This is a genomic window from Acetomicrobium hydrogeniformans ATCC BAA-1850, assembly GCF_000160455.2.
GTDB classification, from domain to species: Bacteria; Synergistota; Synergistia; order Synergistales; family Acetomicrobiaceae; genus Acetomicrobium; species Acetomicrobium thermoterrenum.
On sequence record NZ_ACJX03000001.1, the window covers coordinates 1,675,725 to 1,687,803 of the forward strand.

Genomic DNA, 12,079 nt, shown 5'->3' on the forward strand with positions numbered 1-12,079 from the left:
CGTAAGTATAATAACCCTTTTCATGTCCTTCCCCCCAAAAATCAGAATATAGTGCAACGATAAGCCATTAAATTATCTCGTATTAAAAAACTTTGTCAATATGGCTGCCAATAAGTAGTGCCGGTAAAATTTCCCACCCGCAGAGGGACATCTCCTCCTCCTTATTCCATTTAGTGGCAATTGTAACATAAGCTTAACCAATTTTAAGCAAATCTGTAACCCTTCCCGGATAGAATGACAATGTCGATGGAAATTTCCTTTGGAAGGGAGGATGTTTTATGTCTTTGCGGAAGATACAACCTCAAGTTTGCCAATTTTGCAATAGCATCAGTAAAGACAAGAAAAAACTTTAAAGGGGGAGGTTGTCAAAATGAAGATGCGTATTTTTGCTAGGTGGGCAACTGTTTTCATACTACTAGTTACTCTGCTTACCGGAGGAGCCATGGCCCAAGAATCAATGCCTAAAAATATTATCTTGATGATCGGCGACGGAATGGGCTTCGCTCAACTTACATTAGGAAAGCTGGCCAAGGGAAGTCTCGCAATAGAAGAGTGCCCTGTTGGAGGTGCCATGACGACGGATCCTCTGCCGTCAAGCGGCGTCATCACAGACTCAGCTGCAGCAGGCACGGCTTTAGCTACAGGATACAAGACCGATAACGGGATCATATCTCAAACACCGGAGGGCAAGGCCCTCTACACCGTTTTGGAAAACGCCCGCGACAAGGGGAAGGCTACCGGGCTTGTGACCACAACTCGAATAACCCATGCGACACCTGCTGTATTTGCCACCCACATAGACGACAGGGACAACGAAAACGCCATTGCGGAACAGATTGTTAACTCTGACGTAAACGTCCTTTTAGGTGGCGGACTGCGCCACTTTGTCTCGAAGGGCCAAGATGGAAGCAAAAGAAGTGATGATAGGGATTTGGTGAAGGAAATGAAGGCAAAGGGATACACCTTTGTAAAGGATCGTCAAGGGCTCCTGGATGTCACTAACAAGGGCGAAGGCAAGATTTTAGGTCTCTTTAAAGGAAGTCATATGAGCTACGAGCTTGACAGAGACGCAAATAAAGAGCCGAGCATAGCTGAAATGACGAAAGCTGCCTTAGATATCTTGAGCAAAGATCAAGATGGGTTTTTCCTCATGGTTGAAGGAGGAAGGATCGATCATGCATCCCATGCTAATGACGCTCCAACGACGATGGCTGACATGATAGCCTTTGACGAGGCCGTCAAAACAGCTCTTGATTTCGCTAAAATGGATGGCAATACACTCGTCATCGTTACGGCAGACCATGCCAACGGAGGGTTATCCATAGGCATGGGCGAAAAGCAGTGGGCTAAGCCCGAAATTCTTTTTGCAGTGAAAGGTTCTGTTGAAGAAAAGATCGCCCCCATGTTAAAAAAAGATTCGTCTATTGAGAACATTAAAAAGATCGCAGCCGAGTATATGGGCGTAACGGACCTTACGGATGAGGAAGTATCTGCTATTCAACAAGGACTTAAGATCGAGGGCAAATGGACGGCTACAGATCCTATCGTAAAAGTTATAAACGAGCGGGCCCATATCGGTTGGACGACTCATCAACACGACGGCAGCGTTGTTCCTCTATTCGCCTTCGGGCCGGGATCTGCGCTATTTTCAGGCATCAAAGATAATACCTATGTGGGTAAATCAATCTTCCAATTGCAGGGAGGAGTTGCTCAAAAAGTCGCCTTTGCTGTCTTAGGCGATCTTTACGTGGTGCCAAAGGAACCAGTCTTAGCAGAGTCAAAGTGAGCTATGTAAACGTTCAAGTCGATGCCACTGCAGGTGTCATGGTTCGTACAGGTGCCAACCTAAAGGAAGGCGACCCAATAGGAATGAAGCCAAATTCGCGAGAAATTGTTCGCTCACCCGTCTCTGGCGTTATAGAGTTCATCACCTTCGATTCCGATACGCACACTCTCATTGTAACTATAAAGGAAAATTAAAAGACAGCGGCGACATGACAGAAAAATCAATTGCTATGTCGCCGCTCAATTGGGATATCATGGCCTTATCCTTTATCCGTTATGTGTTGCTTTACCCTCTCCGTTTTATCAATATGAATGTTTATATCTGCTATCATGGGAAAATAGTCAACTACGCTTCTTTTTGGAAAGGGCTTTTGTCCCATCTTTGGGCTTGGTTTTTTGGCAAACCTCGGTTGTGTAAGGCACACATTTATGTTATCTTTTATTGTTAGGTAATACTAATATATTATAGTTACATTGACACCATTTTAACGCAAAAAAGGGGTTGAATGAATGAAAGCCATAGGAATCGTCTGTAGCCCAAGGAAAAACGGGAATTCTGATGTACTAGTGCGAGAGATTTTAAAATCTAGCGGGATTAAGGAGAATGAGATATTTTATCCCAACGAGATGAATATAAAGGGATGCCAGGCATGCTACTCTTGTAAAGAGCGAGGCAGATGTGCCGTAGAGGATGACATGGGGAAAATATACGATGCCATTGAAAAGGCCGACATCGTGGTCTTCGGGGCCCCTATATATATGTCAGGCGTGACAGCTCAGTTTAAGACGGTGCTCGATCGGTTATTTGCCTTTTTGGGGCCGGCTCCTGAGTTCGTCAGTCGCCTGCCGAAGGGGAAGAGGGCAGCATTTGTAGTGTCCCAGGGGTACGAAGACGCAAAGGAATATGAAGCGCATATCAATCAAATGAAAAATGCCATAGCTTCTATAGGGTTTGAGGGCGTAAGGGTTCTTGTGGCGCCTGGACTCAACGGCCTTGGAGAAGCAATAGGGAAGCCGGATATGGTTAAGGAGGCCCGAATAATTGGAGAATCTTTGGTCCGAGCGTAAGCTCCATGCGGAATTGATTGCGTAAATTTGCCTTAAAATCTTTATTTGCCTTTCTGCGATAAAAAGTCCTTGCTAAAGATCTACAAGTTATGTTATATTCTTTCCCGATGGGCCGGTAGCTCAGTTGGTTAGAGCACACGCCTGATAAGCGTGAGGTCGGTGGTTCGAATCCACTCCGGCCCACCATGTTTTGGGGATGTAGCTCAGAGGGAGAGCGCCTGCCTTGCAAGCAGGAGGTCGGCGGTTCGAATCCGCTCATCTCCACCATAGAACAAGCAAGTGGTCCCTGAAGATACAGTCAGGGATCACTTTTTATATCCCTTCGCATTGGTAAATTCCACCTTGGTTTCCGGCTTGGTACAAAAAGGTGGTACAAAAATGTCTGCAGGCCTTGGTAAGTCCGCAAGTGACCTCCTCCGTGGTACAAAATTCTATTATAGGAAAGCGTTACCCCTGATTTGTATGGTAATATTGGTATCAAAGAGATTAAAATAAGCTTGGGAATGTCAAAGATAAAAGAAGCCTGGTTGCTGGCAGCTTTCCTTGAAGTCAATACTGCCCAGTTCCTGAAGCTCTTGAGGGGGGTTATCAGGTGCAGGATTTTTCCGAAGAGCAGATCATGGAAATTGTTGCCCACTGGATCCGCAATAAAAAGAAAGAAAAGAGTGGACAAAAATCAATGCTGCAGCTGAAGAAAAAGAAGATGAAGAAACTCGTATTCAACGAAATAACATGGGTAAATTGAGAAAAAGGCTGAGAACACCTGAATCATCGTATGTCCTTCCTATACTCCAAGCACTTGACCAAATGGGGCTCGGGCAAAGTTTCAGAGGTACTCGACGTGGTATTTGGGAAATATCAGAAAAGGGTAGGGCCTTTCTAAAAGAACAGTGACGAATAAGTATGATTAGTGCAATCTGAGGAAGTCCACAGGGCTACTAATAAAACCGTTCACGATGAATGAAAAAAGGGGTTCCAGAATGGATGAAGTAGAATGGGTAAAAACTATAGTTGCTCCTTCCATTGAAAAACGTCTCTGGAATGCTTTTGTAAAATATGCAGGCGAGCATGGCCGTTCGAGTGATATAACAAAACAGAAAGCTTCCGGACGCACATATTATCATGTTCATATCGGCGCGAATGGATACCATCTGTTCTTTTCTATTCCCTATGGCAAGCGGATTAAGATGGGAATCTACACCTATAACGTAGATACTTATAATCGTCTGAAGGAATCAAAAGACCAGATTGAAGCTGAATTTGGCGAGAGTTTGAATTGGGAATATTCGAAGCCTACAGGAACGACAAGGTCAATTGTTGTCGAAGAAAAGGCAGATGACTTCAATCCTGCAGAGCAGCCGAAGATATTTGATTGGATCATCGATCACTTTGATAGAATCACATTAGCACTTTCTATGGCAGGAGAGCATCTCAGTTTAAGCGGAGAGTCATCAGGGACTCGGTTTGAAATCAGAAAACGGTACTGGACATATGCCTTAGTACAAATACATGAGGCGCACGATAATCTCGGCTCATTCAGTAATGTTAATCCGAGCACAGACAATTGGATAAATGGCTTCATTGGAATAGGCGGTTTTTACCTCTGCTGTGTTGCAAATTTTGATTCTGCTCGTACTGAAGTGGTGTTTGGTAGAGCTGAGAAATCAGAGAATAAGGCTGCTTTCGATGCGCTGTATCAGCATAAGGATGAGATTGAAACAAAACTCGGAACTGAGCTTCAGTGGAACCGTGGAGACGATATTAAGTCATCAAAGGTATTTATACAGATTGATATCGTGGGCATTGAAAATGAAAGAAACTGGCCTCAGATGGCGAAATTTCATGCTGATTGGTCAAAGAAATTCTATGATGTGATCGTACCGTATATAGCAGCAGCTTGATAATAGGCTGTACAGGACGAGGTGCACAGATGGCAAACGCTAATTCAGAGAATCGACGTGTAGGGCGCAAGTTTCAAGAACTCGTGCAAATGATTCTCAAAGAAAAATATAATACATATTTTGAGCAGGAAGCAGCAATTCCTATCGGCAGGCCGCCAAAGGATCATAAGTTTGATCTTGCCAATACTGACCGATCTATTGTAGCCGAATGCAAGTGCTATAAATGGACTGAGTCTGAGAATGTCCCAAGTGCAAAACTGATGGGACTGAATGAGGCAGTGTTCTATTTTGGCTTTCTGCCTGATGGAACAAAGAAAATTCTTTGTATGAAAAAAGCCGTGTCCCCTGGTAAATCAGAAACGCTTGCGGAGTATTACGTTCGAGTATACGGACATTTGCTCAGAGATATTTCTGTTTTTGAGATTTCGGATGAAGGAACTATTAAGGTGATTAGGAGCGGAGCAGCTGAGTAAACTTTTTAGGGAAGCCTATACCTTTTAATGTTTCTGTTTAGGGGTTTCGGAAAGGAGGCGCAGCCGGAATGAGCACAGCGACAAGAGCAGCATATCAGCATAGATTCACAGGCTGGATTGCGCCTGCCGGAAGCCGCAGAATGGCTGAAAATAAGGCTTTTTGTGGGCGTCAGAGCACACTTCACGGAAAAGGACATTCCTTACTTCCGCATATTTAATGCCTAAACCCTTGCAAACACAGGATCTTTGAAAAAATATAGGATAGTCCCGGTGGAAAAAAATCAAGTGTCTCCGCTCATCACCACCAGGATAATAAAAAAGACGGGCCTGATGGTTCGTCTTTTTCTATTTTTGATGTTTTTAGTCTATCTTTGATATAAACTCATACAAATGGTGCCAGTCGTCGACGGTTAATTCTTCAGCGCGAACGGTGGTGGGCAATTTCAAGTCATCCAGGAGCTTTGATGTTTTATCTTTGTCTTTAAAGAAATCGTAAACGCAAGACAGGTTATTTGCTAACGTCTTCCTCCTTCGAGCGAAGGCAACGCGCAATAATCTCCTCCACGTGTGATCGGAGGCTAATTTCAGATCTTTGTCTATGATGATATGTACAATTGCGGACTCCACCTTTGGAGTTGGCCAGAAGACGTTGGGTGGCACCTTTTTGACTATTTGAGCTTTGCCCATCTTTTCTATGGTTATACCAATAGGCGAACGGTCTTTAGTCTTTGGCTTGGCACACAACCTTTGAGCTAGTTCGAGCTGAAGCATTAAAAGAAGTTCTCTTGTGCCCAATGGCACCAGATGCTCGAGAATCTGCCATATTAGAGGAGTTGTGATGTTATAGGGTATATTGGCCAAGACTTTGGTTGGCGGTGGAGAGAGTTCCTTTAAATTTATCGTCAACACGTCTCCCCAAATTACGGACATTCTGTTTTTGGATGTTTTAACTATGGGTTCGAGAAAAGGGGCAAGTGTTTTATCAATTTCAATGACGTGCAAAAAGCGACATTGGCTGGTTAGAATCTCCTTCGTAAGCATGCCTTTTCCGGGACCTACTTCCAAGACGACGTCATCTTCATTTAAAGCTGCATTTTCCACCATCCAGCGAGCTATATTGGGATCTACAAGGAAGTTTTGTCCGAGAGATTTTTTCGCTTTATGTCCCTTTTGTGTATTTCTTGTCATATTTCTCATAATCGGCTTGAATTTCACCTTCTTGTTTCAAATAATAAGTTAAATATTAAATAATGATGAAAAAAGGCGGGGCCTAACCCCGCCTTAACTCGCTATGGTCGGGACGAGAGGACTTGAACCTCCGACCCCCTGCGCCCCATGCAGGTGCGCTAGCCATGCTGCGCTACGTCCCGATGCATGACATATTTTAACCTGCATGGAGGATAGGGTCAAGCAAATTGTGATATTATCTTTACCGACACGTTTTTATGCAGGAGTTTGTTGGCTTTTCATATCAAGAAGCAAGGCGTATACTTAAAAAGCGAACAAGCTATGATATAATTTTAAATAATGTCAAATAAGATAGGGAGGGAATATAGGTGTCTGTAAATGAATATCCAAAGAAAGCCTCGGAAATTATCAAGGAACGAGGAATAGACGGCAAAGTGATTGCCGTAAAGATAGATGGAAAGTTATGCGATCTTGACACGACAGTGGAAGAAAATGCCAATATAGAGCCGGTAGAAATTGACAGCCCCGAAGGCATTGAGATACTCAGACATTCCACCTCGCATTTAATGGCGCAGGCTGTATATAGACTTTATCACGGAACTAAATATGGTGTTGGTCCGGCCATTGAGAACGGTTTTTATTACGATATGGACGTTCCTACTACCATAACAGAAGACGATCTCCCGAAAATAGAAGAAGAGATGAAGAAAATTGCAGCTGAGGCTATTCCCTTTGAAAGGTTGATAGTAAGCAAAGACGAAGCTATAGGCATATTCAAGGAGCGTGGCGATACTTATAAACTGGAACTTATAGATGGAATAGAAGATGATACCCTATCCCTTTACAAGGTAGGCGAGTTTATAGATTTGTGTAGAGGTCCCCATGTGCCGAACACATCATATCTCAAGCATTTTAAGCTTCTGTCTGTTGCCGGTGCTTATTGGAGAGGGGACGAGAGGAATCCCATGCTTACGCGCATATACGGCACCGCTTTCCCTACGGAAGAGGATCTTTTGGCTTATCTTGCCAAGGTTGAGGAGGCAAAACGCCGAGATCACAGGAGGCTTGGGAAAGAACTGGATATATTTAGCATGCAAAGCGAAGCTCCGGGGTTTCCCTTCTTTCATCCCAAGGGAGTTGTAGTTTTAAATGTCTTGGTTGATTTTTGGAGAAAGGTTCACGTCCAAAGGGGCTATCAGGAGATAAAAACTCCTTTAATATTGGATCAGGATTTGTGGATCAGATCGGGGCATTGGGATCACTATAGGGAAAATATGTATTTTACGGAAATAGATGGCAAACCCTTTGCCATAAAACCCATGAACTGTCCCGGTGGAATTTTGGTATATAAATCCCAGCTCAGAAGTTATCGCGATTTTCCGTTGAAGTTGGCCGAGCTTGGGGTGGTTCATAGACACGAAAGGTCCGGTGTTCTGCATGGTCTCATGCGCGTTAGATGCTTCACCCAAGATGATGCGCATATTTTTACCACCGAGGATCACATCAAAGAAGAGATAATCGACATAATGAATATTGTCAAATATATTTACGGTGTCTTCGGATTTCCTTATCACGTGGAGTTATCGACCAGGCCTGAAAATGCAATGGGAGAAAAGGCCCTTTGGGACAGGGCTGAACAAGCTCTCCAGGAGGCGCTCGACGATCAAGGGGTGGAATACAAGCTGAATCCGGGCGATGGCGCTTTTTACGGACCCAAGATTGATTTTCACCTAGAAGACTGCATTGGCAGAACATGGCAATGCGGCACGATCCAATTGGATTTCCAGATGCCGGAGAAATTCGATATCACCTATATAGGTCCGGATGGAGAGCCCCATAGGCCGGTTATGATACACAGGACGGTTCTTGGGAGCCTGGAGAGGTTCCTCGGTATATTGATAGAGCAGTACGCAGGAGCTTTTCCGTACTGGCTCGCCCCCGTTCAGGTCAAAATATTGCCTGTATCGGATGAACATTTGACATATGCCAAAAACGTGGCCTCTCTTTTGCAAAAACAGGACGTTAGAGTCGAGGTGGATCGCAAGGAGGGGACTTTGGGCAAAAAAATAAGGGATGCCCAGATGCAAAAAACTCCTTATATGATAATCATCGGCAATCGTGAAGTCGAAAATGAGGTGGTTTCAGTTAGGGATCGGAGCAAGGGAGATCTGGGTAGTATGAGCTTGGAAGCTCTGAAAGAACTTTTGAGCAACGAATATTACCCGTTGAAAGACGATTTTTAAATAGACTGCTTGCTTTCGAACAATTTTCGTGATATATTGCAAAAACGTTTCGTATTGCGATAAGCAGAGGGCCCGCCCTCTCACCTGGTGGCGCGAAAGTTGCCTTTCGGGTTAAGTCTGAAAGTTAGTAGCTAGTGGTGTTTGACTGCTACAGAGACTGTGAGGGACTGGGCGTTGTTTGCCAGTCCCTATTTTATTGTGGAGGTGACCAGTTATAGCGAAAGTAAACGAACCAAGGGTAAATGAGGAGATAAGGGTTTCTGAGGTCTTGCTGATCGATGCCGATGGATCCAAGGTAGGGGTAGTTCCCATCCAACAGGCTCTGGAGATGGCCGAGACGAGAGGATTGGACTTGGTGGAAGTTGCTCCTCAGGCGAATCCTCCCGTATGTAGGATCATGGATTACGGCAAATACAGATATCAACAACAAAAAAGAGACAAAGAGGCTCGCAAAAAACAGAAAGTTCAGACGGTCAAGGAAATAAAAATGCGTCCGAAGATCGATGAGCACGATTATAATTTCAAAGTTAAGGCCATCAAGGATTTTTTGGGTAGTGGCCATAGGGTAAAGGTGTCCATATTTTTCCGCGGCAGAGAGATGGCCTTCTTGGATAAGGGCAGAGAGGTGCTCGAAAGGGTGAAGAAGGACTGTGAAGGCTTGGGAAAAGCTGATTCGGACCCGAAGATGGAAGGCCGTTATATGCGCATGATGCTGGCACCTATTCAGCAAAAGTCAGAGAGCAAGGCAGCGAAAGATACGCAGTCTCAAAGCTGATTTCTACATTCATGAAACCAAAAGGGAGGAATGGCAATGCCAAAAATCAAAACTCACAGCGGAGCTAAGAAAAGATTTAAAATAACAGCCACCGGAAAAGTGGCCTACAAAAAAGTTAACCGGGGGCACTTGCTTCGAAAGAAGAATCAAAAACGCATTAGAGCATTAAAACAAAAGGGCTACCTCGATGAGGCATTTGCCAGAAAAATTAAACAGTTAATGCCCTATTCCAATTAATTGCAAGATTTAAATAAGGAGTGAAAGATAATGCCCAGAGTAAAAGGTGGAACTGCCACTAAAAATAAAAGGGCCAAGCTATTTAAGCTGACCAAAGGATATTACGGCCGCAGAAAGAATGTATTTAAAAGAGCAAGAGAAGCAATGCTCAGGTCCTTGAGCTATGCTTACAGGGATAGGCGCAACAGAAAACGCGATTTCAGGAAACTTTGGATCATGCGAATAAACGCTGGAGCTCACGTGTATGGTATGAACTACAGCACCTTTATAAGCGGGTTGCGCAAATCCGGCATCGAGATCAATCGCAAAATGCTAGCAGAACTTGCTGTATCGGATATCGAAGCCTTTGGACAGCTGGTTGAAAAAGCAAAGGAGGCGCTGGTCCGATAGATATCAAAACCTATAGTTCTCTCAAGGTTGAAAAAACTATAGTGTTCGGGTTCCTATCGCTCATAGCGGTGGGGACCCTTTTGATATGGCTTTTTAATTTATCCCAAAAGCCCATTTCTTTGATAAATGCGCTTTTTACCGCAACATCTGCCGTTTGCGTTACGGGCCTGATCGTTGTCGATACCGGTAGCGATTTGACGCTTATGTCCCAAGTTGTCGTAATGGCCCTTATTCAGCTTGGCGGTCTGGGGATAATGACTGCGATGACTATTGTGCCCTTTTTAATGGGGCAGCGGATTGGGATACGGCAGCGATTTTATTTTATAAAGGAAAAGGGCCTGGAGTATCCTTCCGGGGCAGTCAAACTGTTGATTCAGATCCTAAAGGTTACGATATTATTTGAAGCCATTGGTTTCATCCCTCTTTTCATTAAATTCTCAGAGGAAATGTCTCATAAAGAAGCACTCTTCACAGCTGCATTCCATAGCATCAGCGCCTTTTGCAATGCCGGTTTTTCATTATTTTCAAATAATTTGGAAAGCTATAGCAACAGCTTTATGATACCTGGAGCTATAATGTTTCTTGTAATATTAGGAGGGTTAGGGTTTCCCTTTTACATGGAATGGGTTTCCAAAGCGAAATCCCATAAAAGGTTATCGCCTTACGCTAAACTGGTTTTATCGACCACTTCGATGTTGATAATATTTGGTTTCCTTTTAATTCTTTTTGTCGAATGGAAGGGGGCGTTTGTAGAGTATAACCTCCCATTAAAGCTGTGGAATGCTCTCTTTATGGCAGTAACTCCAAGGACAGCCGGTTTTGATACAATTAGTCCGTCTAACTTTTCCAAGGCAGGGTACATTATAGTCGTTCTTCTCATGATTATCGGTGCATCGCCTGCTTCTACAGGAGGGGGCATTAAGACGACGACGGCTGGAATTTTGTGGTGTACCGTTAAATCAAATTTGAGGGGCAAAAAACCCTTTCTTTTTAATCAGTCTATTTCATCTGATCTGATCGTTAACACCACTACTTTGATTACCCTATATTTAACGACTATCTTTGTTAGCGTAGTTCTTCTGTCCCTTTTTGAGCCTTTTTCCTTCGACCAGATCCTTTTTGAAGTGGTATCGGCTTTGGGAACCGTGGGGTTGTCGTTAGGAATAACGCCACATCTATCGTCTGCGGGAAAATTAGTGTTAGTAATACTGATGTTTTGGGGACGAGTAGGGCTTATTACCTTCATGTACGGGGTGTTTAAGAAGCGAGAAAAAGAAAACATTAACCTGCCTCGCGCATACATCCCCATCGGTTAAAGAGGTGTTAAGATATAATGAATGACAAGAATACAGTGATCGTAATTGGTCTGGGAAGGTTTGGACAATCCGTTTGTCGCAGGCTTGTTGCCCTAAAACAGGAGGTTGTGGCCGTTGATCGAAATATGCACCGCGTCGAGGAAGTTGCCGATATAGTGGATTTGGCTGCGCAGGTCGATGCTACAGACGAGGAAGCTATGATTAAAGTCGGAGCAAAAGAGGCCAACGTCGCTATCGTAGCTATAGGAGAGAACATCGAAGCCAGCATATTGGCCACCTCTATATTGAGAGGTCTGGACGTCAAACATATCATAGCTAGGGCACAAAGCTCACTTCATGCCAGAGTGCTTGCGCAGGTGGGAGCGCACAGGGTCATATTTCCAGAGAGGGATATGGGCATCAGGATTGCCGAAAACATTGTTTTCCCCTGGCTTAGCGAATTTGCTGCGTTGCCCGGCAGTTCCTATTTGGTAGGCTCCATTGAAGCGAAGGAAGAGATGTGGGGGAAAACCTTGGCGGAACTGAACTTCAGACAGAGATATAATTTAACTGTATTGCTACTAGAACGAAAGGGGACAAAATTGATTCCTAGCCCCGATACCGTTTTTCAGGAGGGGGACGTCCTTACAGTCATCGGAGAACGTGAAGACATTGATAAGCTCAAGAGCCTTTAATTTAACGACAATATGCCAGTCTGGTAAGG

At 44.1% G+C, this 12,079-nt stretch carries 13 protein-coding genes and 3 tRNA genes; 14 read left to right on the forward strand and 2 right to left on the reverse strand.

The genetic code is table 11. The features are described from left to right. Window positions 1-370: 370 nt before the first annotated feature. From HMPREF1705_RS08355 to HMPREF1705_RS08380, 8 genes are all read left to right on the forward strand, one after another. Window positions 371-1,786 carry an alkaline phosphatase gene (locus tag HMPREF1705_RS08355; RefSeq protein WP_057940921.1) on the forward strand — a complete coding sequence of 472 codons (1,416 nt, stop codon included), beginning with the start codon at window positions 371-373 and terminating at the stop codon, window positions 1,784-1,786. Continuing rightward, window positions 1,783-1,980 carry a hypothetical protein gene (locus HMPREF1705_RS10740; RefSeq protein WP_009202545.1) on the forward strand — a complete coding sequence of 66 codons (198 nt, stop codon included), beginning with the start codon at window positions 1,783-1,785 and terminating at the stop codon, window positions 1,978-1,980. Before HMPREF1705_RS08355 ends, HMPREF1705_RS10740 begins: the two co-directional genes overlap by 4 nt. A gap of 315 nt (window positions 1,981-2,295) precedes the next feature. After that, window positions 2,296-2,853, forward strand: a complete 558-nt coding sequence (locus HMPREF1705_RS08360) for a flavodoxin family protein (RefSeq protein WP_057940922.1) — start codon at window positions 2,296-2,298, stop codon at window positions 2,851-2,853. Between the two features lie 109 nt (window positions 2,854-2,962). Then, a tRNA-Ile gene (locus HMPREF1705_RS08365) sits at window positions 2,963-3,039 on the forward strand. Window positions 3,040-3,045: 6 nt separating this feature from the next. Next, window positions 3,046-3,120, forward strand: a tRNA-Ala gene (locus HMPREF1705_RS08370). A gap of 325 nt (window positions 3,121-3,445) precedes the next feature. Next, complete coding sequence (locus tag HMPREF1705_RS10950; RefSeq protein ID WP_009201227.1) at window positions 3,446-3,598, forward strand: hypothetical protein; 153 nt, start codon at window positions 3,446-3,448, stop codon at window positions 3,596-3,598. A gap of 235 nt (window positions 3,599-3,833) precedes the next feature. Then, window positions 3,834-4,754 (forward strand): DUF4268 domain-containing protein, encoded by a 921-nt coding sequence (locus tag HMPREF1705_RS08375; RefSeq protein ID WP_071804920.1) that lies wholly within the window; start codon window positions 3,834-3,836, stop codon window positions 4,752-4,754. A 29-nt stretch (window positions 4,755-4,783) separates the two neighbouring features. Continuing rightward, the gene (locus HMPREF1705_RS08380; RefSeq protein WP_009201224.1) at window positions 4,784-5,227 is read left to right on the forward strand and encodes a hypothetical protein; all 444 of its coding nucleotides are present in this window, start codon (window positions 4,784-4,786) and stop codon (window positions 5,225-5,227) included. 360 nt (window positions 5,228-5,587) lie between these two features. Here HMPREF1705_RS08380 and rsmA read toward each other — a convergent pair whose 3' ends face one another. Then, window positions 5,588-6,424, reverse strand: a complete 837-nt coding sequence (gene rsmA, locus HMPREF1705_RS08385) for a 16S rRNA (adenine(1518)-N(6)/adenine(1519)-N(6))-dimethyltransferase RsmA (RefSeq protein ID WP_009201223.1) — start codon at window positions 6,422-6,424, stop codon at window positions 5,588-5,590. A gap of 95 nt (window positions 6,425-6,519) precedes the next feature. After that, window positions 6,520-6,597: transfer RNA gene (locus tag HMPREF1705_RS08390), tRNA-Pro, on the reverse strand. Window positions 6,598-6,783: 186 nt separating this feature from the next. Here HMPREF1705_RS08390 and thrS point away from each other — a divergent pair. From thrS to HMPREF1705_RS08420, 6 genes are all read left to right on the forward strand, one after another. Continuing rightward, window positions 6,784-8,658 carry a threonine--tRNA ligase gene (gene thrS / locus HMPREF1705_RS08395; RefSeq protein ID WP_009201222.1) on the forward strand — a complete coding sequence of 625 codons (1,875 nt, stop codon included), beginning with the start codon at window positions 6,784-6,786 and terminating at the stop codon, window positions 8,656-8,658. Between the two features lie 268 nt (window positions 8,659-8,926). Beyond that, window positions 8,927-9,433 carry a translation initiation factor IF-3 gene (gene infC / locus HMPREF1705_RS08400; RefSeq protein ID WP_009201221.1) on the forward strand — a complete coding sequence of 169 codons (507 nt, stop codon included), beginning with the start codon at window positions 8,927-8,929 and terminating at the stop codon, window positions 9,431-9,433. 36 nt (window positions 9,434-9,469) lie between these two features. Further along, window positions 9,470-9,670: a 50S ribosomal protein L35 gene (gene rpmI, locus HMPREF1705_RS08405; RefSeq protein ID WP_040348064.1), complete on the forward strand. Its 201-nt coding sequence runs from the start codon at window positions 9,470-9,472 to the stop codon at window positions 9,668-9,670. Window positions 9,671-9,700: 30 nt separating this feature from the next. Then, entirely contained in the window at window positions 9,701-10,060 is a 360-nt protein-coding gene (gene rplT / locus HMPREF1705_RS08410; RefSeq protein WP_009201219.1) for a 50S ribosomal protein L20, read from the forward strand. Between the two features lie 68 nt (window positions 10,061-10,128). After that, the gene (locus tag HMPREF1705_RS08415) at window positions 10,129-11,376 is read left to right on the forward strand and encodes a TrkH family potassium uptake protein (RefSeq protein ID WP_370739605.1); all 1,248 of its coding nucleotides are present in this window, start codon (window positions 10,129-10,131) and stop codon (window positions 11,374-11,376) included. A 17-nt stretch (window positions 11,377-11,393) separates the two neighbouring features. Continuing rightward, window positions 11,394-12,050, forward strand: a complete 657-nt coding sequence (locus HMPREF1705_RS08420) for a potassium channel family protein (protein ID WP_009201217.1) — start codon at window positions 11,394-11,396, stop codon at window positions 12,048-12,050. Window positions 12,051-12,079: the final 29 nt, after the last annotated feature.